This window comes from Streptomyces sp. NPDC006435 (assembly GCF_040612315.1).
Classification (GTDB): Bacteria; Actinomycetota; Actinomycetes; order Streptomycetales; family Streptomycetaceae; genus Streptomyces.
The window spans coordinates 30,443-53,083 of sequence record NZ_JBEXPY010000005.1; the positions used below are offsets into that span (position 1 = coordinate 30,443).

Annotated in this window: 18 protein-coding genes; 10 read left to right on the top strand and 8 right to left on the bottom strand. The window is 73.8% G+C overall.

The annotated features are described in order from the left end of the window. Positions 1–68 precede the first annotated feature (68 nt). Entirely contained in the window at positions 69–563 is a 495-nt protein-coding gene (locus tag ABZZ04_RS07815) for a DUF3145 domain-containing protein (RefSeq protein WP_356931312.1), read from the bottom strand. A 349-nt stretch (positions 564–912) separates the two neighbouring features. On the opposite strand from ABZZ04_RS07815, the gene ABZZ04_RS07820 reads away from it, so the two are divergent. Next, entirely contained in the window at positions 913–1,827 is a 915-nt protein-coding gene (locus ABZZ04_RS07820) for an SGNH/GDSL hydrolase family protein (RefSeq protein WP_356931313.1), read from the top strand. Between the two features lie 11 nt (positions 1,828–1,838). Further along, the gene (locus tag ABZZ04_RS07825) at positions 1,839–2,837 is read left to right on the top strand and encodes an aldose epimerase family protein (RefSeq protein WP_356931314.1); all 999 of its coding nucleotides are present in this window, start codon (positions 1,839–1,841) and stop codon (positions 2,835–2,837) included. Positions 2,838–2,905: 68 nt separating this feature from the next. Here ABZZ04_RS07825 and ABZZ04_RS07830 read toward each other — a convergent pair whose 3' ends face one another. Beyond that, on the bottom strand, positions 2,906–5,377 hold the full coding sequence (locus ABZZ04_RS07830; RefSeq protein WP_356931315.1) for a glycoside hydrolase family 3 C-terminal domain-containing protein: 2,472 nt from the start codon (positions 5,375–5,377) through the stop codon (positions 2,906–2,908). A gap of 161 nt (positions 5,378–5,538) precedes the next feature. Here ABZZ04_RS07830 and ABZZ04_RS07835 point away from each other — a divergent pair, with 161 nt between their 5' ends. Beyond that, on the top strand, positions 5,539–6,135 hold the full coding sequence (locus ABZZ04_RS07835) for a TetR/AcrR family transcriptional regulator (protein ID WP_356931316.1): 597 nt from the start codon (positions 5,539–5,541) through the stop codon (positions 6,133–6,135). A 118-nt stretch (positions 6,136–6,253) separates the two neighbouring features. Then, positions 6,254–8,209: an FAD-dependent oxidoreductase gene (locus ABZZ04_RS07840; RefSeq protein ID WP_356931317.1), complete on the top strand. Its 1,956-nt coding sequence runs from the start codon at positions 6,254–6,256 to the stop codon at positions 8,207–8,209. Positions 8,210–8,231: 22 nt separating this feature from the next. Here ABZZ04_RS07840 and ABZZ04_RS07845 read toward each other — a convergent pair whose 3' ends face one another. The 3 genes from ABZZ04_RS07845 to ABZZ04_RS07855 all read right to left on the bottom strand — a co-directional run bounded on the left by ABZZ04_RS07845 (position 8,232) and on the right by ABZZ04_RS07855 (position 10,744). Next, positions 8,232–9,077, bottom strand: a complete 846-nt coding sequence (locus ABZZ04_RS07845) for an EI24 domain-containing protein (RefSeq protein WP_356931318.1) — start codon at positions 9,075–9,077, stop codon at positions 8,232–8,234. Between the two features lie 129 nt (positions 9,078–9,206). Beyond that, positions 9,207–9,635 (bottom strand): organic hydroperoxide resistance protein, encoded by a 429-nt coding sequence (locus ABZZ04_RS07850; RefSeq protein WP_356931319.1) that lies wholly within the window; start codon positions 9,633–9,635, stop codon positions 9,207–9,209. Positions 9,636–9,724: 89 nt separating this feature from the next. Continuing rightward, on the bottom strand, positions 9,725–10,744 hold the full coding sequence (locus ABZZ04_RS07855; protein ID WP_356931320.1) for an NADP-dependent oxidoreductase: 1,020 nt from the start codon (positions 10,742–10,744) through the stop codon (positions 9,725–9,727). Between the two features lie 200 nt (positions 10,745–10,944). Here ABZZ04_RS07855 and ABZZ04_RS07860 point away from each other — a divergent pair, with 200 nt between their 5' ends. From ABZZ04_RS07860 to ABZZ04_RS07870, 3 genes are all read left to right on the top strand, one after another. Further along, entirely contained in the window at positions 10,945–11,409 is a 465-nt protein-coding gene (locus ABZZ04_RS07860; protein ID WP_356931321.1) for a MarR family transcriptional regulator, read from the top strand. Positions 11,410–11,710: 301 nt separating this feature from the next. Next, positions 11,711–12,748: a rod shape-determining protein gene (locus ABZZ04_RS07865; RefSeq protein ID WP_356931322.1), complete on the top strand. Its 1,038-nt coding sequence runs from the start codon at positions 11,711–11,713 to the stop codon at positions 12,746–12,748. Positions 12,749–12,768: 20 nt separating this feature from the next. Continuing rightward, the gene (locus ABZZ04_RS07870) at positions 12,769–14,334 is read left to right on the top strand and encodes a GAF domain-containing protein (protein ID WP_356931323.1); all 1,566 of its coding nucleotides are present in this window, start codon (positions 12,769–12,771) and stop codon (positions 14,332–14,334) included. Positions 14,335–14,408: 74 nt separating this feature from the next. Here ABZZ04_RS07870 and ABZZ04_RS07875 read toward each other — a convergent pair whose 3' ends face one another. Beyond that, the gene (locus ABZZ04_RS07875) at positions 14,409–14,840 is read right to left on the bottom strand and encodes an Lrp/AsnC family transcriptional regulator (RefSeq protein WP_073787381.1); all 432 of its coding nucleotides are present in this window, start codon (positions 14,838–14,840) and stop codon (positions 14,409–14,411) included. A 146-nt stretch (positions 14,841–14,986) separates the two neighbouring features. Between ABZZ04_RS07875 and ABZZ04_RS07880 the strand changes: the two genes are divergently transcribed. The 3 genes from ABZZ04_RS07880 to ABZZ04_RS07890 all read left to right on the top strand — a co-directional run bounded on the left by ABZZ04_RS07880 (position 14,987) and on the right by ABZZ04_RS07890 (position 19,221). Further along, positions 14,987–16,195 carry an MFS transporter gene (locus tag ABZZ04_RS07880; protein WP_356931324.1) on the top strand — a complete coding sequence of 403 codons (1,209 nt, stop codon included), beginning with the start codon at positions 14,987–14,989 and terminating at the stop codon, positions 16,193–16,195. Between the two features lie 208 nt (positions 16,196–16,403). Continuing rightward, positions 16,404–17,852, top strand: coding sequence for an acyl-CoA synthetase (locus ABZZ04_RS07885; RefSeq protein ID WP_356931325.1), 1,449 nt, complete (start codon positions 16,404–16,406; stop codon positions 17,850–17,852). Next, a complete protein-coding gene (locus tag ABZZ04_RS07890) occupies positions 17,845–19,221 on the top strand; it encodes a carboxyl transferase domain-containing protein (protein WP_356931326.1) in 1,377 nt (458 codons plus the stop codon). The genes ABZZ04_RS07885 and ABZZ04_RS07890 overlap by 8 nt, the downstream gene beginning before the upstream one ends. Before the next feature lie 37 nt (positions 19,222–19,258). Here ABZZ04_RS07890 and ABZZ04_RS07895 read toward each other — a convergent pair whose 3' ends face one another. After that, entirely contained in the window at positions 19,259–20,524 is a 1,266-nt protein-coding gene (locus ABZZ04_RS07895) for an MFS transporter (RefSeq protein ID WP_356931327.1), read from the bottom strand. 156 nt (positions 20,525–20,680) lie between these two features. Further along, on the bottom strand, positions 20,681–22,504 hold the full coding sequence (locus tag ABZZ04_RS07900; RefSeq protein WP_356931328.1) for an ABC transporter ATP-binding protein: 1,824 nt from the start codon (positions 22,502–22,504) through the stop codon (positions 20,681–20,683). Between the last annotated feature and the right edge of the window lie 137 nt (positions 22,505–22,641).

The window sequence follows — 22,641 nt, forward strand, 5'->3', positions numbered from 1 at the left end:
GGGCGCCCGGTGGGTGTTTCCCCCGTGCCGCACGCCCCCCGGGGCCCGTTCCGGGCCGTTCGCGGCCCTCACACCACCTGGTGCAGCCACCGCACGGGCGCGCCCTCGCCCGCGTGCCGGAAGGACTCCAGCTCGTCGTCCCACGGCTTGCCGAGCAGCTTGGCGATCTCGGCCTGCAGCTCCGTCTCGCCCCGCGCGGACCGGGCGAGCGCCGCCCGCAGCCGGTCCTCGGGCACCAGGATGTCGCCGTGCACCCCGGTGACGGCGTGGAAGATGCCCAGGCCGGGGGTGGAGCTGTAGCGCTCGCCCTCCGCGGCGGAGCTCGGCTCGGCCGTCACCTCGAACCGCAGCAGGTCCCAGCCGCGCAGTGCGGAGGCCAGCTCGGACGCCGTGCCGGGGCGGCCCTGCCAGGAGAATTCGGACCGCCAGGTGCCGGGGGCCGCGGGTTGTCTGATCCAGTCCAGCTGGACCCGCACCCCGAGGACACCCGCCACCGCCCATTCGACATGGGGGCAGAGCGCGCGCGGTGCGGAGTGAACGTACAGAACTCCACGTGACGTCACCGGGACCTCCAGTGTGGGACGAAGTTCGCCTTCCCCAGCGGCCTCGCGCCCGTGCCGCCTCTTCCCGGCCGGCTCCCGAGGCCGTCATCAGTAAACAGCATCGGGGTGAAACTCCTGAAAAAGGAAAGTATGTGACGTGGTGTGATTTCCGGAATGCCACCCGAGTGGAGCCGGGCCGGGGAAGCGCCGCTGGTTCGACGAGGAAAAGCTACCGCGCGGGGGCGCCCGGGGTGTGACGTACGGTCGGTCCCGGGCACATCATTCGCGCAGCTTTCACCCGCCGGGGCGGCGGGGCCTTCCGACCGGTGCCGCACGGGGTCGCCGGGGGCATGAGCGAAAGGACCCGAGGATGCAGGATCGTTCCGTCCACCGTCGGTCGCGTACCGCGGCGGCCGTCCTGGCGGTGGCCGCACTGCTGGGCACGACCGCTCTGTCCGGCTGTGACTCCGGACACGACGGGACGACGAAGGGGGCGGCGGCCGGCCGGAAGCCATCGGCCAGACCCGCTCCGACGTGGGACCGCAGCCCCGGTTCGGTGGCCGCCGTGGGCGACTCCATCACCCGGGGCTTCGACGCCTGCTCGGTGCTGACGGACTGCCCGGAGGTGTCGTGGTCGACCGGCACGGACGGCGCGGTGCGCAGCCTGGCCGTGCGGCTGCTGGGGTCGTCGAAGGCCGCGGCCCGGAGCTGGAACCACGCGGAGACGGGGGCCCGGATCGCACAGCTGCCGGAGCAGATGGCGCTGGCCGCGGAGGAGAAACCCGATCTGGTGACGGTGATGATCGGCGCCAATGACGCCTGCCGGGACTCGGCCCGGTACATGACGCCGGTGGACGACTTCCGCACGTCCTTCGAGATGTCGATGCGCCGGCTGCGGGCCGGGGCCCCGAAGGCCCAGGTGTACGTGTCGAGCGTGCCGGACCTGAAGCGGCTCTGGTCGACGGGGCGCGGGAACCCGCTGGGCAAGCAGATCTGGAAGCTGGGGATCTGCCGGTCGATGCTGGGCGACGCGGACGACATGGGCGCGGCGGCGGTGGCCCGGCGGGACTCGGTGCGCGAGCGGGTCGTGGCGTACAACGAGGTGCTCCGGGAGGTCTGCGCGAAGGACCTGCGCTGCCGCTACGACGGCGGGGCGGTCTTCGACTACCCGTTCACCGGTGCGCAGCTCAGCCGGTGGGACTGGTTCCATCCGGGGCGGGACGGGCAGGCGCGGCTGGCGGAGATCGCGTACCGCAACGTCACGGCGGCCCGGCCGCCCGCGTAGGGTCGTCGACCATGATCACTGGTTCGGGCGCGGCTGTGCGCACGGAAGAGTTCGGCACCCTCGCGGACGGCACCCCGGTGCACCGCTGGACGCTGGAGCGGGACGGCACGCGGGTGCGGGTGCTGACGTACGGCGGCATCGTGCAGTCGGTGGAGGTGCCGGACCGGGACGGGACGCGGGCCGACGTCGCGCTCGGGCTGCCGGACCTCGCCGGGTACGAGACGTTCACCGGGCCGTACTTCGGCGCGCTGGTCGGGCGGTACGCGAACCGGATCGGCGGGGCCCGGTTCGAACTGGACGGCCGTACCCACCGGGTGACGCCCAACGAGGGACGCAACCAGGTGCACGGCGGGGCCAGGGGCTTCGACAAGCGCGTGTGGCGGGCCCGGGAGGCGGCCGGCGGCGTCGAGCTGCTGCTGGTCTCCGAGGACGGCGAGGAGGGCTTCCCGGGGCGGCTGGCGATGTCGGCGGCGTACACCCTGGACGAGGGCGGGGCACTGCGGATCACGTACCGGGCCACGACCGACGCCCCGACGGTGCTGAACCCGACGAACCACACGTACTGGAACCTGGCGGGCGCCGGCCGCGGCAGCGCGCTGGGGCAGGAGCTGCGGATCGCGGCGGGGCGGATCACCCCGGTGGACGCCGAGTCGCTGCCCACGGGCGAGTTCCTGCCGGTGGAGGGCACCCGGTTCGACTTCCGGACGCCGCGTGCGCTCGGCCCGTCCTACGACCACAACTTCGTGCTGGACGCGGACGGTCCGGGTCCGGTGGCCGAGCTGTACGACGCGGGCTCGGGGCGGGTGCTGACCGTGGCGACGACGGAGCCGGGCCTCCAGCTGTACACGGCGGACCACTTCGACGGGCGGCCGTTCGGCCCGTGCGCCGGGGTCGCGCTGGAGACCCAGCACTTCCCGGACTCCCCGAACCGGCCGGAGTTCCCGAGCACGGTGCTGCGGCCGGGCGAGGAGTTCGTCTCGACGACCGTGTACGGGTTCTCGGTGCGCTGACCGGGGCGGTACGGCGGAACCCCCGGGCGGCGACCGGCGCCGCCCGGGGGTTCCGCCGTACCGGGCCGCTACTCCTCGATCTCGACGACCGCCGTGCGGCGCACGTCGCCGAGCGAGTGGGCCGCCTGCACCTCGTACTCGCCGGGGACCAGGACCCAGTCGTACGCCTCCTCGTCCCAGATCTCGTACGCGCGCCGCTCCAGCGCGATCACCGCGTCCGCGCTCTCGCCGGGGGCCGCCTCGACCCGGGCGAAGCCGGCCAGCCGGCGGGCGGGGCGGCCGGCGTCGGCGGGCCGGGGCGCCAGGTAGACCTGGACGGTCTCGGCGCCGGGCCGGGTGCCGGTGTTGCGGACGCGGACGGTGACGGAGTCCTGGCCGGCCACCAGGCTCTCGTACTCCCAGGTGGTGTAGCCGAGTCCGTGGCCGAAGGGGTAGGCGGGCGCGGTGCCGGCCTTCTCCCAGGCCGGGTAGCCGACGAAGACGCCCTCGTCGTAGTGGAGTTCGCCGTCGGTGGGGGTGGTGGCGGAGACGGGGACGTCGGCGAGCGCGACCGGCCAGGTGGTGGGCAGCCGGCCGCCGGGTTCCTCGGCGCCCAGCAGGACGTCGGCCAGCGCGTGGCCGGCCTCCTGGCCGGGGAACCAGCCGAGCAGCACGGCGGCCACCTCCTCGCGCCACGGGAGTTCCACCGGGGAGCCGGAGTTGACGACCACGACGGTGCGGGGGTTGACGGCGGCGACGGCGGCGACGAGTTCGTCCTGGTGGCCGGGGAGCCTCAGGTCGGTGCGGTCGAAGCCCTCGGACTCGACGCGTTCGGTGGTGCCGACGACGACGATCGCGGCGTCCGCGCCGCGGGCCGCCTCGACGGCCTCGGCGATCAGCTCGTCGGGGTCGCGGCGCGGGCCGAGATGGCAGAGGGAGAACGAGACGCCGAGGATCGGCCCGTCCTCGGCCAGGGTCTCGGGGACCTGGCGCAGCGAGACGCGGACGGGTTCGCCGGCGGCGAGGGTGATCCGGCCGCGCTCCAGGGGGTTGCCGAAGAACGCCTCGCCGGGGTCGGCGGAGCCGGTGACCCGGTGGACGCCGTCGTACAGGGTCTCGTCCGCGACGGTGAGGGTGAGCGCCCCGGTGCCCCGGGTGCCGAAGACGTGCTCGCCGCTGTCGCGCGGGACGAAGGTGCCGGTGATCTCGACGCTGTGCAGCCGTTCGCGGGTGACGCCGGCGGGGAGGTCGTCGCCGAGCCACTGGAGGGTGCCGTCGTGCAGCGGGGCGGAGCCGATGACGGTGCCGTCGGCGTCGCGGCAGACGGCCCGGAGTTCGAAGCCCTTCCCCGCGGGGACGAGTTCGTCGTTCGGGTCGGCGCCGACCCGGTAGTCGAGCACCCCGTCGGGGAGGGCCGCGGCGAGGCCGTCCAGCGGGGTGACGACGTGGTGCGGGAAGACCTGGGCGGAGCCGCCGCCGAGGACCCGGGCGTCCCGGGCGAGCGCCCCGCTGAGCGCGATCCGGCGGACGGCGCCGGCGGACAGGGGCAGGGCGGCGCGTTCGTTGCGGACCAGGACGAAGGAGCGGCGGGCGATCTCGCGGGCCAGGGCGTCGCCGTCGAGGGTGCCGGGGCGCGCGGCCGGGTCGACGACGGGCGGGGCGCCGTCCAGGAGGCCGACCCGGGCGGCCAGCCGCAGCACGTTGCGCACGGCGCCGTCGACGACGGACTCCTCGACCTCCCCGGCCCGTACGGCGTCGGCGAGCGCCTTCCCGTACACCGTCCTGGGGCCGGGCATCGCGACGTCGAGTCCGCCGCGGGCGGCGCCGACGGTGGAGCGGGCGGCCAGCCAGTCGGAGACGACGAAGCCGTCGTAGCCCCACTCGCCGCGCAGCACCGTGTTCTGGAGGTGGTGGTGCTCGGTCATGGTGGAGCCGTTGACCCGGTTGTAGGCGGACATGATGCCCCAGGGGTGGGCGTTCCTGACGATCCGTTCGAAGGGGGCCAGGTAGACCTCGCGCAGCGCGCGGGGGGCGACGACGTTGTCGACGGTGAAGCGGTCGGTCTCGGCGTCGTTGGCGACGAAGTGCTTGACGGTCGTGCCGACGCCGCCGTCCTGCACCCCGCGCACATAGCCGGTGCCGATCTCGCCGGTGAGGTACGGGTCCTCGCTGTACGTCTCGAAGTGGCGTCCGCCGAGCGGGGAGCGGTGGAGGTTGACGGTCGGGGCGAGCAGCACGTGCACGCCCTTGCGGTGGGCCTCCTGGGCGAGCAGCCGGCCGGCCCGGCGGGCCAGGGCCGGGTCCCAGGTCGCGGCGAGCGCGGTGGGCGAGGGGAGCGCGACGGACGGGTCGTCGGCGCTCCAGGAGACGCCGCGGACACCGATCGGCCCGTCGGACATCACCAGGGAGCGCAGCCCGACGGCGGGGATCGCGGGCAGGGACCACATGTCCTGACCGGCCAGGAGCCGGGCCTTGTCGTCGAGCCCCAGCACGGCGAGCGCCGCTTCGACCGCGGCCTCGCGGACCGCATCGGGGTTGCTGGGTGTGGACGTGTCCGCCACGGCCGTACCTCCTCGTCGGGTTTCCTGCGATGGACGCCTCCATACTCGCCCCCGTAACCGGTGGATCGGTAGGTTTCGTCATCATTCCGTTATTTTCAGGGATGGCGTACGGTGCGGTCCGGGGGTACGGGACCGATGGCGTGCCGGAAGGGGCCGGGGAGATGGCGCGGGCCAGAAGCACGGAGCGGCGGGCGGAGATCGTCCGGGCGGCTCTCGAAGTGATCGCCGAACGCGGCTACCGCGGCGCCTCCCTGAGCGCCGTCGCCGAGCGGGTCGGCCTCAGCCAGCAGGGCCTGCTGCACTACTTCCCGACCAAGGAGGCGCTGCTCGTCGCGGTGCTGGAGGAGCGGGACCAGTGGGACACCGGCGGCGGCACGCGGAGCGACGGCGTCTGGCGGATCGAACTGCTGGCCTCCCTCGTCGAGTACAACGCGATGCGTCCCGGCATCGTCCAGACGTTCTCGGCGCTGCTGGGCGAGAGCGTGACGGGGGGTCATCCCGCGCGGGAGTTCTTCACCCGCCGCTACACCCAGGTCCGGGCGAGCATGACGGCGATACTGCGCGCCGAGCACGGCGAGCGGCTGCCGGGCGGGCTGACGCCGGAGCGTGCGGCGCCGCTGCTCGTGGCGGTGCTGGACGGGCTCCAGTACCAGTGGCTGCTGGATCCGGACTCGGTGGACATGCCCGCGGCGTTCGAGGACTTCCTGGCCCTGCTGCGGCCGGACGGACCGGAGGCGCCGCAGCCCCCTCCCCCGTGAAGTGCCCCTCGGGGGGCGTCAGTACGGTGAACGCAACAGAGCACCTGCGGGTGATTTCCGGTCGGTCTACGCGCGTCCGGGCGTAGACCGACCTCCGCCGGGTCCCAGGGTTGACCGCATGATTTCCGAGCCCCCCGGGCCCTCGTCCGGCCTGCCCTCCCGCCGCACCCTGCTCACCGGCGCCGCCGCCGGTGCCGCCGCCCTGGCCGCGGGCGCGGCCGGTACCGCGGACGCCGCCGCGCCGGGTGCCGCCGACGCCCTTCCCGGCTCCGGCACCGCGCTCGCGCCCGCGGCCGCCGCGTCGGACTGGAACACCTGCCTGGACGTCGCCCGCGCCATCCTCGTACGCGACGAGCAGGACCAGCCGCTGGTCCCCCGCTACCGCGACATCCTGCTGTCCAAGGGCCTGCCGCGCAGCGGCAGGCCTCCCAAGAAGGTGCTGATCGTCGGCGCGGGCCCGGCCGGGCTCACCGCCGCCCATCTGCTGCGCGGGGCCGGGCACTCCGTCACCGTGATCGAGGCCAACGGCAACCGCGTCGGCGGCCGGATCAAGACCTTCCGCAAGGGCGGCCACGAGAACGCGAAGGCGCCGTTCGCCGACCCGAAGCAGTACGCCGAGGCCGGCGCCATGCGGATTCCCGACAGCCATCCGCTGGTCACCGGGCTCATCGACAGCCTCGACCTGAAGCGCCGCCGCTTCCACCTGGTGGACGTCGACGCCGAGGGGCGGCCCGTCAACCACACCTGGATCCACGTCAACGGCGTCCGGATGCGCAAGGCCGACTACGCGAGGAAGCCGCAGGCGGTCAACCGCTCGTTCGGCGTCCCCGCCGAGTTCGAGGACAAGCCCGCCGCGACGATCGTGCGCGAGGCGTTCGCCCCGGTCCGCAAGGAGTTCGAGGGCAAGGAGGGCCGGGAGCTGGTCGAGGGCTGGGCCCGGGTGATCCAGCGGTACGGGCACTGGTCGATGTTCCGGTTCCTGACCGAGGCCGCCAAGCTCGACGAGCGCACCGTCGACCTCGTCGGCACGGTGGAGAACCTCACCTCCCGGCTCCATCTCGCCTTCGTGCACAGCTTCATCGGGGCCTCCCTGATCAGCCCGGACACCGCGTTCTTCGAGCTGCCGGGCGGCACGGGCGTCCTCGCCGACGCGATGTACGAGCGGGTCGAGGACCTGGTGCGGCTGGACCGCCGGGCCACCCGGATCAGCCACGGCGAGGACGGCGTCCGGGTCGAGACGGTGTCCGAGGGCCGCGACGGCAGGCCGCTGGTGCGCCAGACGTTCACCGGCGACCGGGCGATCGTCACCGTGCCGTTCTCCGGGCTGCGCCACATCCCGGTCGCGCCCCTGCTCTCGTACGGCAAGCGGCGCGCGATCACCGAGATCCACTACGACGCGGCGACCAAGGTGCTGCTCGAATTCAGCCGCCGCTGGTGGGAGTTCGAGGAGAAGGACTGGAAGACCGAGCTGGAAAGGATCAAGCCGGGCCTGTACGACGCCTACCGGCTGGGCAGGGCACCGGCCGACGGTTCGCTGCTGGGCGCCCACCCCTCGGTGCCGCCCGGCCACATCCCGCCCGACCAGCGCGTGCACTACGCGGCGCACCGGGCCACCGCCCGCAGCCAGCCCGAGGCTGCGCACGTCATCGGCGGCGGCTCGGTCACCGACAACCCCAACCGCTTCATGTTCCAGCCGTCCCACCCGGTCGAGGGCAGCGCGGGCGGGGTCCTCCTCGCCTCGTACAGCTGGTCCGACGACGCGCTGAAGTGGGACTCGCTGGACGACGACGAGCGCTATCCGCTCTCCCTGTCCGGGGTGCAGGACGTGTACGGGCAGCGCGTCGAGGTGTTCTACACCGGCGTCGGCGCCACCCAGTCGTGGATGCGCGACCCGTACGCGTACGGCGAGGCGTCGGTGCTGCTGCCCGGCCAGCACACCGAACTGTTCGCCGACGTGCGGTCGGTCGAGGGGCCGTTGCACTTCGCGGGCTGCCACACCTCGATCAAGCCGGCCTGGATCGAGGGGGCGTTGGAGTCGGCGGTCAGGTCGGCGCTGGAGGTGCACACCGCCTAGGAGGTGCCGGGGGCGGGGCGGTTCAGTCCCGGTCGGGGGCGTACGGGTTCGGCGCCCCGTTCCCGCCCCGCGCCCGGTCCCCGGCGCCGTCGGCCGCGTCGTCCCCGGCCGTGTCGTCGGGGGCCCCGCCGTCGGCCTGCACCAGGTCCCGCGCCAGCAGGGTGGCCCCGGCGACGGCGCCCGGCATCAGGAACACCGCGACGAACGGGATCAGGAAGACCAGTGCCAGCGGCACCCCGAAGCCGAGGACCAGCGCGCGCCGGCTGCGGAGCAGCACGAGCCGTTTCCTCAACTCCATGCCGCGGCGCTGGAGCGCGACGGCGGTCAGCTCCTCGGCGAGGAAGTAGCCGGTGACGCAGAAGCCGATCGCGGGAATGACGGTCTGGCCGACGACCGGGACGAACCCGAGGGCGAAGAGCAGCGCCGAGTAGAGCCCCACCCGCACCAGGACGCGGACGCTGTCCCGGGCGGAGATCCACAGTTCCCGCCAGAGCGGCAGCCCGGACTCGGGGACCTCGCCGCCCTCGGTGCGGTCCACCTGCTCGGACAGCGACTCGTAGAAGGGCTGGCCGACCAGCAGCGTCACGGCGGTGAACGTGATCACGGCGAGGAACAGGCCGAGGCCGAAGACCAGCACGGTCAGGGTGGTGCGGAGCAGGCCCTGCCAGGGCGAGGACCAGTCGTCGGCGAACGGGGTCGCCCAGCCCACCAGGTCGTCGGCGCCGTACCCGAGACCGACGAACGCCGCCACGTACAGCACGAGCGTGACGAGTCCGGGCAGCAGCCCGAAACCGAACCAGCGCCCGTGCCGTCCGACCCAGCGCTGTCCCTTTATCAAGTAGCCGAAGCCCACCCCAAGATCACGCATGGCGTCAGCGTACTGGGACCGGCGGGGCCTTCGAACAGGAAGCCGGGACCGGACGGCCCGGGACTTCCGGAAAACGGCCGGGGCCGCACCCCCTGCGGGATGCGGCCCCGGCCCGAGCGGGCGGACGGATCAGGCGACCGACAGCTCGACCTTGATGTTGCCGCGCGTGGCGTTCGAGTACGGGCACACCTGGTGGGCCTTCTCGACGAGCGCCCGCGCGGTGTCGGCGTCGACGTTCGGGATGGTCGCGGTGATCGCGACCTCCAGGCCGAAGCCGCCCTCGGCGGTCTTGCCGATGCCGACCGCGGCGGTCACCGTGGAGCCGGAGATGTCCGCCTTCTCCTGACGGGCCACGACGCCCAGCGCGCCCTGGAAGCAGGCGCTGTAGCCCGCCGCGAAGAGCTGCTCCGGGTTGGTGCCCGCGCCGCTGCCGCCCATGGCCCTGGGCGGGTTGACGACGACGTCGAGGTTGCCGTCGTCGGACGAGACGCGGCCGTCACGGCCGTTCTCGGCGGTGGCGACGGCGGTGTAGAGGACGTTGATGTCCTGAATGGTCATGCTGAGGATTCCTCCTGCTGTGCGCCGCGACTCGCGCCCACGATCGCGACGGCCTGCCGATGAGAGTAACGGGTGTGCCGGAGCGGCCGTCAGGCGAGGGAGACGATCATCTTTCCGGTGTTCTCGCCGCGGAGCAGACCGAGGAAGGCGTCGAAGCCGTTCTCGATGCCCTCGACGGTGGTCTCGCGGTACTTCAGCTCGCCCGAGGCCAGCCAGCCCGCGACCTCCTGCACGAACCGCGGCTGGAGGTCGGAGTGGTCGCTGACGAGCATGCCCTGGATGCGCAGCCGCTTGCCGATGACGAGGGCGAGGTTGCGCGGGCCGGGCGTCGGCTCGGTGGCGTTGTACTGGGCGATCATGCCGCAGACGGTGACGCGGCCGTGCGTGTTGAGGACGGAGATCGCCGCTTCGAGGTGCTCGCCGCCGACGTTGTCGAAGTAGACGTCGATGCCGTCGGGGGCGGCCTCGCGCAGTTGCTCGACCACGGGGCCGTTCTTGTAGTTGAAGGCGGCGTCGAAGCCGTACTCCTCCACGAGGAGCTTGACCTTCTCGTCGGATCCGGCCGAGCCGATGACCCGGGAGGCGCCCTTGAGCCTGGCCATCTGGCCGACCTGGCTGCCGACCGCGCCGGCCGCGCCGGAGACGAAGACGGCGTCGCCCTCCTTGAAGGAGGCGACGTCGAAGAGGCCCGCGTAGGCGGTGAGCCCGGTCATGCCGAGCACACCGAGGTAGGCGGGGAGCGGGGCGACGGACGGGTCGACCTTCACGGCGTGCCCGGCCGGGACGTCGGCGTACTCGCGCCAGCCGAGGCCGTGCAGGACGTGGTCGCCGACCTCGATGCCCTCCGCGTTCGAGGCGATGACCTCGCCGACCGCGCCGCCGTCCATGGGGCGGTCGAGCTTGAAGGGCGGGACGTACGACTTCACGTCGTTCATCCGGCCGCGCATGTACGGGTCGACCGAGAAGTACCGGTTGCGGACCAGGACGCGGCCCTCGCCGGGGGCGGTGACCGGGACCTCACGCAGCGCGAAGTCCTCGGCCTCCGGCCAGCCGTGGGGGCGGGCGACGAGGTGCCATTCGCGGCCGGACGTGGGAAGTGCTGCGGACATGACTCGGTTCTCCTCAATGGCTCATGACTCACGGAGCGGGAGAAGCTCCGTCCGCGGGGCCGGGCCCTCCGGGGCCGGGTCCGTGCGGGCCCGGCCCGCCCCGGCCCGTCACCGGTCCGGCGGACGAAATACTTCAGGACATGAAACAACCATGCTCCTGAATATTTCATCTTGTCAAGCAACCGGCTATCCTGGGTGTCATGCCCACCCACCGGACAGACCCTCTGACCCTCGAAGTCGTCGAGCTCATCGGTACCGTCGTGGCGCGCTACTACGAGGAGTACGACGAGGCCGCCGCGGCCCACTCGCTCACCGGCGCGCAGGCGCGCGTGCTCGGGCTGCTCGTGCTGGAGCCGATGCCCATGCGCCGGATCGCCCAGAAGCTGAAGTGCGAGCCGTCGAACGTCACGGGCATCGTCGACCGGCTGGAGGTCCGCGGCCTGGTGGAGCGCAGGCCCGACCCCACCGACCGGCGGGTGAAGCTGGCCGCCCCGACGGAGCAGGGCGCACGTATCGCGCGGGAGCTGCGCGAGTCGCTCACCTTCGCACGGGAGCCGCTGGCCCGGCTGTCGGACGGGGACCGCGCGCTGCTGCGGGACCTGCTGCGGCGGATGCTGGGCGGCCCGGATCTCCTGCCGGAGCAGCCGGGCCCCTCCCGCGGCTGACGGACCCTTCGCCGGCCGGGGCGGTCGGTCCCTCCGACGGACGACAGCCGGGCGGGGACGGGGGCGTATCGCCCGGGGCGGGGACGGGGCGCGGGCCGGCCGGGGAATCCCGGGTCCGGGGCGTACCGCCGCCCCGCGCCGCGCCCCACCGTTCCGCACGCCTTCTGTCGGGGCGTCAGCTCCGTACCCTCCTCCGGCGCCTCCCAGCGCGCGCCGCGGCGGCCCAGGGCGCACCATGCGAGAGAGAACCGGTCGCAGCCCGGCCGGTGCCCACCCGTCCGCGCTCCCGGGAGAACCTGCCGTGACCGTCAGTCTTGAGCAGTTGCGCCGTTGCCATGTCGCCGTCGACCTCGGGGCCGCCCGGACCCGCGTGTACGTCAAGGGGCTCGGTCTCGTCGTGGACGAGCCGAGCGTCGCCGCGGTGAACACGCGCACCGGGTCGCTCATCGCGGTCGGCGCGCTCGCCGAACAGATGACGGGCCGCACCCCCGACTACATCCGGGTGGCCCGCCCGGTCTCCGGCGGAACCGTCGTCGACATCGAGATGGCCCAGCGCATGCTCCGCCATCTGCTCGGCGAGAAGCTCCGCCGCCAGCTGCGCCGCAAGCCCTGGCTGCGGGCCGCCGCCTGCACCCCGCACGACAGCGATCCGCTCGCCCAGCGGGCCTCCGTGGAGACCCTGGTCGGGCTCGGCGCCCGGCGGGTCGAGCTGATCGACACCCTGATCGCGGCGGCCGTCGGCTGCGGGCTGCCGGTGGAACAGCCGACCGCGACCATGATCATGGTGTGCGGGGCGGCGACCACCCAGATCGCGGTGCTCTCGCTCGGTTCGATCGTGAGCGCGGTACGCATCCCGGTCGGCGGCGACGCCATCGACCACGCGGTGATCCAGCACCTGCGCCAGCACCACGCGCTGATGCTGCCGAGCCAGTCCGTGCGCCCGCTGCAACTGGCGCTCAGCGGCAGCGGCCTGACCTCGCGGGGGCCCGCCACGACCGAGATCCACGGCCGGGACGTGGCGACGGGCCTGGCCCGCTCGGTGCGGGTCGAGACGGCGGCCGTGCGCCAGGCCATCCACGCCCCGCTCACCGGCGTCCTGGACGGGCTCGGCAAGATCCTGCGCGACTGTCCGCCCGACCTGGTGGCCGACCTCGTGGACTGCGGGATCATGATGGTCGGCGGCAGCGCCCTGCTGCCCGGTCTCGACCAGATGCTGCGGGACGCGACGGGCATGCCGGTGCACATCGCGGAACGGCCGGACGTCTGCGCGGTGCTGGGGCTCGGCGCCATGCTGGACGGCCGGATCGAGCCGATGGTCCTCGACCCGCTCGCCTGCTGAGCACGAGGGGGGCGCGGCACATGCCCGACGAGACAAAACCCCCGCCCGCGGCGTCCGGGCTGCCGATGTTCCTGGAGGCGGTGCTCAGCATCGGTACCGACCTCGGGCTGCGGGCCACCCTCCAGCAGATCGTGGACACCACGACCGCCCTGACCGGGGCCCGGCAGGGCGCGCTCGGCGTGCTCGACCAGGAGCGCGGCGCCATCGGCGAGTTGTTCACCTCGGGTCTCGACGAGGCCGAGCGGCGGCGTATCGGCGACTTCCCGGACGGGCACTCGGGGATGCTCGGCATCCTCGTCGGCGCGTCGGAGCCGGTGCGCTCCGACGACCTGGGCGCCGACCCGCGCTCCTGCGGGCTGCCGCCCGGCCATCCACCGGCGCGGTCCTTCCTCGGGGCGCCGATCCGGGTGCGCGGCCAGGTCTTCGGCAACCTCTACCTCACCAACAAGCGCGTCGGCGTCTTCACCGACGCGGACGCGGCGGTGCTGAAGGCGCTGGCCTCGCAGGCCGGGATCGCGATCGCCAACGCCCGGCTGTACGAGGCGGCCCGGCAGCGGGAGCGCTGGATCGAGGGGGCCGCCGCCGTCACCACCGCGCTGCTGAGCGGCGGGAACCCGGCCGACGCGCTGACGACCGTCGCCGAGGGCGCCCGGGTGCTGGCCGACGCGTCCGCCGGGGTCATCCTCCAGCCGAACGCGGAGGGCGGCATGGAGATCGTCACCGCGTCCACCCTCGACGACCCGGCCGGCCTCGTCGGCACGACCATCGAGCCCGGCTCCGACGTGCTGGTCCAACTGCTGGGCGGGGAGCCGGTGTTCGTCGAGGACTCGGCCACCGATCCCCGGATGACGACGCATGTGCGGACACGGTTCGGACCCAGCATGATGCTGCCGCTGCGCAGCGGCGGCCGGCTGATCGGCACCCTCGCCCTGCCCCGGCGGCGCGGCGCCCGCCCGTACACGGCCGTGGACCGGTTGCTGGCCTCGCAGTTCGCCTCGCAGGCCGCACTCGCGCTGGTGCTGGCGGCCGCCCAGCACGACCGGGAGCAGCTGGCGGTGTACGAGGACCGGGACCGGATCGCCCGCGATCTGCACGACCTCGTGGTGCAGCGGCTGTTCGCGACCGAGATGATGCTGGAGTCGACCCGTCGCAGGGCCGTCGCCCCGGAGACGGACGAGCTGCTCGGCAGGGCGGTCGACGAGCTGGACTCCACCATCCAGGAGGTGCGGACGACGATCTTCGCCCTCCAGCAGCCGCCCGCCGAGGCGCCCACCACCTTTCGCGGCCGGGTGCTGCGGGAAACCGGTGGCGCCTCCGTCGTGCTCGGCTTCCAGCCGTCGGTGCACTTCACCGGGGCGGTCGACGCCCTGGTCCGGGATCCCGCGGCCGGCCGGCTGCTCACCGCGCTGCGGGGCGCCCTCGCCGCCGCGGACCGGCGGGCCGGGGTGTCGGCGATCGAGGTGGAGGTGGACGCGACGGCCGCCCTCCCGGACGGGCGGACCGCGGTCCGGCTGACGGTCGCCGACGACGGCCGCGAGGAGGACGGCTCGCGCCCGGCGACCTTCACCTGGCAGGAACCGCTCTGACCGCCTCCCGCCCGGTCCCTCGTCGCACGGCTCCCCGGCACGCGGCCCCCCGTCACGTCACGTCGCGCGGCCCCTCATCGCGCGGGCGCCGCCCTGAGCGCGACCCGGGTGTTGGAGTGCGCGACGCCGGCCTCACGCTTGAGCCTGCGCAGCAGCCCGTCCAGGGCCGCGGTGTCGGCGACGGTGGCCCGTACGAGGTAGTCGTGGCCGCCGGTCACATGGACCACCTCGGTGATGCCGGGCAGGGCGAGCACCGCCCGCTCGAACGTCTCGTTGGTCGTGTCGATCCGCAGCGTCACGTCGATGAAGACGACGAGGCCGGTGCGGGTGTCGGCGGCCGGGTCGATGATCACGGTGAAGCCCCGGATGACGCCGTCCCGGCGCAACCGCCGCACCCGGTCGGCCGCGGCGTTGGCGCTGAGCCCGACCCGCACGCCCAGGTCGCGGTACGAGATCCGGGCATCCTCCTGGAGGATGCCGAGGATCTCTCTGTCCAGCCGGTCCATACTGCGATTGTCTCAGCTTTGTCCGGTTCGCGACGGTGCGGGCCGCGGCCGGGACGCCCGGGGACCGGCGTCCCGGCCCCGGCGGCGTTGCCACGCATGGCCCATTCCGACGGGCCCGCGATCGCCCCACGCCCTTGACTGAGGGGGTGGATACCGCTGTCAAGCAGGCTTCCGCCCCGGTCGACGCACCGTCCGCGGCCGCCTACCGCAACCTCGTGATGGCCACGATCGGATTCGGGCTGACCTTCTGGGCCTGGAATCTGATCGCTCCCCTGGCCGGGGACTTCAAGGAGCGGCTCGCCCTGTCCTCGTTCGAGCAGTCGCTGCTGGTCGCGGTGCCGGTGCTGGTCGGTTCGGTGGGCCGGGTGCCGGTCGGCGCGCTCACCGACAAGTACGGCGCCCGGCTGATGTTCCCGCTGGTCTCGGCGCTCACCGTCGTGCCCGTGCTGCTGCTGATCCCGGCGAGGGACTCGTACGGCGCGATGCTCGCCGTGGGCTTCCTGCTGGGCCTGGGCGGCACCACGTTCGCGATCGGCATCCCGCTGGTCAACTCCTGGTTCCCCCCGGCCAAGCGGGGCCTCGCGCTCGGGGTGTTCGGGATGGGCATGGGCGGCGTGGCCCTGTCCGGGTACTTCACCCCGCGGATCGCCGAGCACGGCGACAACCTGCCGTTCCTGGTGGTCGCGGCGGCGCTCGTGGTCTACGCGGCACTGGCCGCGGTACTGGTCGCCGACCGGCCCGACCGGGTGGTGCCGAAGGAGTCCCTCGGCCGCCGGCTGGCCGGCGCGGGGCGGCTGCGGGTCACCTGGGAGCTGTCCGCGCTGTACGCGATCGGCTTCGGCGGAATCGTCGCGTTCGGCGTCTACCTCCCCACGTACCTGAAGACCTGGTACGACCTGTCGCCCACCGACGCCGGCACGAAGGCCGCCGGGTTCGCCCTGGTCACGGTCGTCTTCCGGCCGATCGGCGGCTGGCTGTCGGACCGCGTCCACCCGGCCCTGGTCACGGCGGTGGCGCTCGGCCTGGCGGCCCTGATGGCGATCGTCCAGGCGTTCGACCCGCCGCTGGCCCCGGGCGGCACGATCGCGCTGCTCTGCATGGCGGCGGGCCTGGGCACGTCGAGCGGCAGCATCTTCGCCCTGGTCTCCCAGGTGACGCCGCAGGCGCAGGTGGGCAGCGTGACCGGGATCGTCGGGGCGATGGGCGGCCTGGGCGGTTTCGTGCCGCCGCTGGTGATGGGGGCGATCTACAGCGCGAAGGACTCGTACTCGATCGGCTTCATGCTGCTGTCGGACCTGGCGCTCGCGGGCTGCGTGTACGCGTACGGCCGGATGCGGAACGTCCGGCGGGAGTGAGGCCCGCCCGGAGCATGCGGGGCACGCACGCGCCCTCATGGCCATGGACGTCCGCGGCCCTGGGCGTCCATGGTCCTGGGCGTCCGCGGCCCCGGGCGTCCGCGGGCCGTTCCGCGCGCCCGCGCACGCGCTCCGGCCGGGACGTGTGCGCGGCGTCACGGAACGTACGGCGGGTGGTGGGGCCCGCCACCTCGCTAGGGTGCGGTGGGTGACTCCTCTTCTGTCTGTGCCGTCCGACGGTTCGACCCGGGAAGCCGTCCGATTCGGCGAACACGCCATGACCTACGACCGGTTGGCCGCCGCGTCCACCGCACTCGCCGGGCGTCTCGCGGGTGCCGGACGGGTCGCCGTATGGGCCACGCCCACCCCCGCCACGGTGGTCGCCGTCGTGGCCGCGCTGCGGGCCGGGGTGCCGGCGGTGCCGCTGAACCCGAGGACGGGCACCCGCGAACTCGCCCACATCGTGGCCGACAGCGCCCCGTCCGTGGTGCTGGCCGGGGCGGACGACACGCTCCCGCCGGTGCTCGAAGCGCTGGACCGCATCGACGTCGACACGGCCGGGGAGGGCCCGCGCGCCGAGTTCCCCGAGCCCTCCCCCGAGTCCCCCGCGCTGATCGTCTACACCTCCGGCACCACGGGCCCGCCCAAGGGCGCGGTGCTGCCGCGCCGCGCGATCGCCGCGTCGCTCGACGCGCTGGAGGACGCCTGGCGGTGGACCGGGGACGACGTGCTGGTCCACGCCCTGCCGCTGTTCCACGTGCACGGCCTGATCCTGGGCGTGCTCGGGCCGCTGCGCCGGGGCGGCTCGGTGCGGCACCTGGGCCGGTTCAGCACCGAGGGGGTGGCCCGGGAGCTGTCGTGCGGCGGCACCATGCTCTTCGGCGTGCCGACGATGTACCACCGGCTCGCCGAGGCCCTCGACGGCGCGGCACCGGGCGCGGACGGGCTGGCGAAGGCGCTGGCCGGGGCCCGGCTGCTGGTGTCCGGCTCGGCCGCGCTGCCGGTCCACGACCACGAGCGGATCGCGGCGGCGACGGGCCGCCGGGTCATCGAGCGGTACGGCATGACGGAGACCCTGATGAACACCGGCGTGCGGGCCGACGGCGAGCCGCGCCCCGGCACGGTCGGCGCGCCCCTGCGCGGCGTCGAACTCCGGCTGGTCGAGGAGGACGGCACCGTCCTCGCCGACCCCGGCGCCATCGGCGAGATCCAGGTGCGCGGCCCGAACCTCTTCATCGGCTACCTGAACCGCCCCGACGCCACGGCCGCCGCGCTCACCGCGGACGGCTGGTTCCGCACCGGCGACATGGCCACCCGCGACCCCGACGGCTACGTGCGGATCGTCGGCCGCAAGGCCACCGACCTGATCAAGAGCGGCGGCTACAAGATCGGCGCCGGCGAGATCGAGAACGCTCTGCTGGACCACCCCCGGGTCCGCGAGGCCGCCGTCACCGGCGAGCCGGACCCGGACCTGGGCGAGCGGATCGTCGCCTGGGTGGTGCCGGTCGACCCGGCCGATCCCCCGTCCGGCGAGGAGCTGGCCGACCACGTGGCCGCCCAGCTGTCCCCGCACAAGCGCCCCCGCGCGGTCCGCTACCTGGAGGCGCTGCCCCGCAACGACCTCGGCAAGATCATGAAGAGGTCGCTCCATGCCTGAGCGGCTGACGGCGAGAGCGGCGATCGCGGCGCTCACCACGGAGTTCGAGGAGCTCACCGGCGACGGCACCGACAGCACCGGGGACGGGCCGCTGTCCTGGGGCGGGTACGCGGACTCCCGGGCCCGCGCCGCCGCCCGTACCGGCGAGGCGGAGTCCGTCGTGCACGGCCTCGCCACCGTCGGCGGGCAGCGCTGCGTCCTGGTCTCGTTCGAGTTCGGCTTCCTGGGCGGCTCGCTGGGGCAGCGCACCGGGGACCGGCTGGTGGCCGCGTACGAGGCCGCCCGGACCCGGTCGCTGCCGCTCGTCTCGCTCATCGCGACGGGCGGCAGCCGGATGCAGGAGGGCATGGTCGCGCTGACCCAGCTCCAGCGGGTGGCCGGGGCCTCGGCCCGGCTGCGGGCGGCGGGCCCCGCGCAGCTCGCGGTCCTGCGCGATCCGACGACCGGCGGCGGCTGGGCCACGCTGGGCGCGGGCGCCGACGTGATCCTGGCGCTGCCGGGCGCCCAGGTCGGGTTCGCCGGTTCCCGGGTGCGGCCCGCCGACGCGGACCCCCACGCGTACACCGCGGAGGGGCAGCTGGCCTCGGGCCAGATCGACGCGGTCGTCCCGTCCGGGGAGCTGCCGGGTACGGTGGCCGGCTGGCTGCGGGCGTTCGCCCCGGAGTCCTCGCCCCGGCCCGCCCCGGTGCCGGACGCCCTGTCCGCCACCGGTCTCCCGGCGACCGGATGGGACGCGGTCCGGCAGGCGCGTGCCGCGTCCCGGCCGCGCGCCGAGGCGTATCTGGACGCGTACTTCGAGCACCGGCTCCCGCTGCGCGGCGACCGCTGCGGGGGTACGGACCCGGGGCTGCTGTGCGGTTTCGGGCGGCGCGACGGCCGCTCGGTCGCGTACGTCGCCCAGTGCGGCACCGCGACCCTCCCGGCCGGTTACCGCACGGCGGCCCGGGTGATCCGGCTGGCGGACCGGCTCGGGGTGCCCGTGCTCACCCTGATCGACACCCCGGGCGCGGCGAACGACGCGGCGGCGGAGCGGGCCGGGGCGGGCGCCGCCATCGCCGACGCGTTCGCGGCCATGGCCGGGGCGCGGGTGCCCGTCACCACCCTGGTGATCGGCGAGGGCGGTTCGGGCGGCGCGCTGGCGCTGGCCTCCCCGGGGAACACCCATGTCACCCGGGACAGCTACTTCTCGGTCATCGCCCCGGAACTGGCGGCGGCGATCCTGAAGCGCCCGCCAAAGGAGGTGCGGGCCACGGCGGACCAGCTGCGGCTGCGCCCCCAGGACCTGGTGGAACTGGGCTTCGCCCGCTCGGTGGTGGGTCCGGCTCCGGACGGCAGCGGGGACGGGGACGGGGGCTCGTCGCGGGGGTGAGTCACGGGCGGGGCGTCGCCCTTCCCGTCCGGCGGCGTCATGGCTGCGGGTTCTGCGCGTCGTACCGTGCGAACCCGCGCCACCGCAGCCCCAGCAGGGTCACGGCGACGACGCAGGCGATCCCGCCCCCGGTCACCGCCAGGCCGGGCGAGGCCAGGTCGGAGACCGATCCGGCCAGGAAGTCGCCGAGCCTGGGCCCGCCCGCCACGACGACGATGAACACGCCCTGGAGCCGTCCCCGCATCTCGTCCGGCACGGCCGTCTGGAGCATGGTGTTGCGGAAGACCATCGACGTGTTGTCCGCGCACCCGGCGAGCGCCAGGAAGATCAGCCCGAGCCAGAGCTGACGGGTCAGCCCGAAGACCGCGACGGCCGCGCCCCAGCCGGCCACGGCCAGCAGCACCGCGAGGCCGTGGCGCCGGACGCGGCCCAGCCATCCGGAGAACACCCCGCCGAGCAGCGCGCCCAGCGCGGGGGCGGCGACCAGCAGCCCGGTGGTCTTCGCGTCGCCCCCGTACCAGAGGACGGCGACGACGGGGAACAGCGCCCGGGGGTGGGCCAGCACCATGGCGCACAGGTCGGTGAAGAAGGTCATCCGCAGATTGGGCCTGGTCCCCAGGAAGCGCAGCCCGTCCGCGACGGACGCCCGCTTGTCCCCCGAGCCCTCCTCGCGCTGCGGGAGCATCACGGGCAGTCGCCACATCGCGTACAGCGAGGCGGTGAAGGTGATGACGTCGACGGTGTACGCGGCCCGGTAGCCCCACCAGCCGACGACGAGTCCGCCGAGCATCGGCCCGGCCAGCATGCCGGTGGTGCTGGTCATGGAGTTGAGGGCGTTCGCCGCGGGCAGCTGCTCGGCCGGCAGCAGCCGGGCGATCATCGAGCTGCGGGCCGGTGCGTTGACCGCGAAGCAGGCCGCCTGGAGGGCCACGACCGCGTACAGCAGCCCCACCTGTTCCACCCCGGCGACGGCGGCGGCGAGCAGGACGACGGAGAGCGCGAACGAGCCCGACGCGCTGACCAGCCCCAGCTTGCGCCGGTCGAGGGTGTCGGCGACGGCGCCGCCGTACAGTCCGAAGACGACGAGCGGCAGGAACGAGCAGAAACCGATGAGCCCGACCGAGAAGGCCGATCCGGTGATGTCGTAGACCTGGAGCGAAACGGCGAGCGACGTCATCCCCTGGCCGATCCAGGAGACCGTGTTCCCGAACCAGAGACGCCGGTAGTCGGGAGAGGTCCTCAGCGGGGTCAGATCGGCGAATATTCGGGTGCGACGGGCGGGTCCTTCGGTCGTTTCGGTCACAGCGGATGGTAACGGGCGGTGTCCCGGCCGCCGCCGGGCGCGGCCCGTTTCCGGCCGTGCGCACCCGCCGCCGGTTTCCGGCCACCGCGCGTGCCGCGGGGGACCGCCCGGCCCGTCACCGTCCCGCGGCGGGCGGCCCGTTCGGGGGTGCGGTACTCAGCTCCAGTGGACTCCTGACGGTTCGGCGGACCGGTGCTCGGCCCCGTCGTGCTGATGGGTGCGGCGTTCGAAGAGCGTGGCGTACAGGCCGCTGTTGCCGAGGAGCTGGGCGTGCGTGCCGGACTCCACCAGCCGCCCCTCGTCCAGGACCAGGACGCGGTCGGCGTCCGCGGCGAGGGCCAGGTCGTGGGTGATCACGATGGTGGTGCGGCCCCGGGCCAGTCGTCGCAGCGGGGTGAGAATGCGTCGTGCGGCCAGCCGGTCCAGCCCGGTGGTGGGCTCGTCGAGCAGGAGCACGGGGGCGTCGCGCAGCATGGCGCGGGCGATGGCGATGCGCTGCAACTGGCCGCCGGACAACCGGGGGGTGCCGGTGGATATGACTGTGTCATATCCCTTCGGCAGGGCGCGGATGAACGCGTCGGCGTCGGCCGCCCGGGCGGCCTCCACGACGTCGTGGTGGCTCGCGCCCGGGCGCCCGCAGCCGATGTTCTCCTCGATGGTGTCGTGCAGCACGAGCGTGTCCTGGGGCAGCAGCGTGATGTTCCGGCGGAGGTGGGTCAGCGGCAGCCGGTCCGCCGACACTCCGTCCAGCCGGATGCTGCCGGAGTCTGGGTCGTAGAACCTCAGCAGCAGCGCCGCCAGGGTCGACTTGCCCGCACCGCTGGGCCCGGTGATGACCACGAGTTCCCCGGGACTCGCGGTGAACGAGAGGTCCCGGAGCACCGGTTCGGTGCCGTTGGGGTAGCGGAAGAAGACGTGGGACGCCTCCACCTCGCCGAGCGCCCGGCTCCGGGGCGGCTCGGGCACGGAGGAGGCCGGGTCGGTGACGGAGGTCCGGGAGTCGAGGATCTCCAGCAGTCGTTCGGCCCCCGCGGTCGCCGCGGTGGCGGTCAGGCCGAGCTGTCCCAGCGAGCGGATCGGCGGGTAGAGGTAGCCGATGAAGGCGGCGAAGGCGAGGAGTTCGCCGAGGGTCATCCGGCCCGCGGAGATCTCCCACGCCCCCAGGCCGATGATGGTCAGGACGCAGATCGTTTCGAGGACCTCGACGAACTGCTCGTAGAACTCGGTGAGGCGGACGGCCTTCACCGCGGTCCGCAGCCGTACCCCCGCCTTGTCCGCGAGCCGGTTCTCCTCGTCCTGCTGCCTGTTGTACGCCTGGGTCATGACGACGTTGACCAGCGTCTCCTCGACCACCGCCGTGATGGCGCCGTCCGCCGCCCGGCCGCGCCGGGACACCGCGCGCAGGGGCCCGGCGAACCGGCCGGTGACGATCAGGAGCAGCGGAACCATGACGAAGGTGGCGAGGGCCAGGTCCCAGCGCAGCATCAGGGCGGCGCCGGCGTAGAAAATGGTGCCGAACAGCGCCGAGGCCGCGCCGACGATGCCGGAGACCACCAGCGCCTCGATGGCCTCCACGTCGCCGGTCAGCCGTTCCACCAGGTCACCGCGGCGATTGCGCTGGAAGAAGTGCGGCGGCAGCGTCTGGATGTGGCCGAAGACGCGGGCCCGCAGCCGCAGCACGAAGCGCTCGGCGGTCCAGACCGCGAGCGAGCTGCCCAGATACCCCACCACGGCACCGGCGACCGCGACGGCGAGCCACTGGCCCGCGGGTTTCCAGAAGGCACTGACGTCGCCCCGTTGCAGGGCGGTGTCGGTGAGTTCGGCGAAGAGCAGGACCGTGACGGTCTCGGCGAGGGCGGCCAGGATGGCGCACAGGAAGACCACGATCAGCCAGCGCCGGTCCCCTCTGGTCAACGGCCAGAAGCGCCGGAACGCCGCCACGATGCCGATGGGGTCGGTACGGATCGGAATGTCCGTCACCGAGTCCCGGGGCGGCTCTTCGGTACGGGCTGAACGCTGGAACGAACCGCGAAGGCGCATGGGCGTCACGTCACAGAGGTCGTGGGCGTCATGTCACAGAAGTACTGTCATGTCACAGAAGTACTGGGGTCACAGAA

What these genes read in the sequence shown, in the direction of transcription:
- ABZZ04_RS07820 (WP_356931313.1), top strand. Translation starts at nt 913, where the DNA reads ATGCAGGATCGTTCCGTCCACCGTCGGTCGCGTACCGCGGCGGCCGTC.
- ABZZ04_RS07850 (WP_356931319.1), bottom strand. Translation starts at nt 9,635, where the DNA reads ATGACCATTCAGGACATCAACGTCCTCTACACCGCCGTCGCCACCGCC.
- ABZZ04_RS07860 (WP_356931321.1), top strand. Translation starts at nt 10,945, where the DNA reads ATGCCCACCCACCGGACAGACCCTCTGACCCTCGAAGTCGTCGAGCTC.
- ABZZ04_RS07875 (WP_073787381.1), bottom strand. Translation starts at nt 14,840, where the DNA reads ATGGACCGGCTGGACAGAGAGATCCTCGGCATCCTCCAGGAGGATGCC.
- ABZZ04_RS07890 (WP_356931326.1), top strand. Translation starts at nt 17,845, where the DNA reads ATGCCTGAGCGGCTGACGGCGAGAGCGGCGATCGCGGCGCTCACCACG.
- ABZZ04_RS07840 (WP_356931317.1), top strand. Translation starts at nt 6,254, where the DNA reads ATGATTTCCGAGCCCCCCGGGCCCTCGTCCGGCCTGCCCTCCCGCCGC.
- ABZZ04_RS07835 (WP_356931316.1), top strand. Translation starts at nt 5,539, where the DNA reads ATGGCGCGGGCCAGAAGCACGGAGCGGCGGGCGGAGATCGTCCGGGCG.
- ABZZ04_RS07845 (WP_356931318.1), bottom strand. Translation starts at nt 9,077, where the DNA reads ATGCGTGATCTTGGGGTGGGCTTCGGCTACTTGATAAAGGGACAGCGC.
- ABZZ04_RS07855 (WP_356931320.1), bottom strand. Translation starts at nt 10,744, where the DNA reads ATGTCCGCAGCACTTCCCACGTCCGGCCGCGAATGGCACCTCGTCGCC.
- ABZZ04_RS07825 (WP_356931314.1), top strand. Translation starts at nt 1,839, where the DNA reads ATGATCACTGGTTCGGGCGCGGCTGTGCGCACGGAAGAGTTCGGCACC.
- ABZZ04_RS07870 (WP_356931323.1), top strand. Translation starts at nt 12,769, where the DNA reads ATGCCCGACGAGACAAAACCCCCGCCCGCGGCGTCCGGGCTGCCGATG.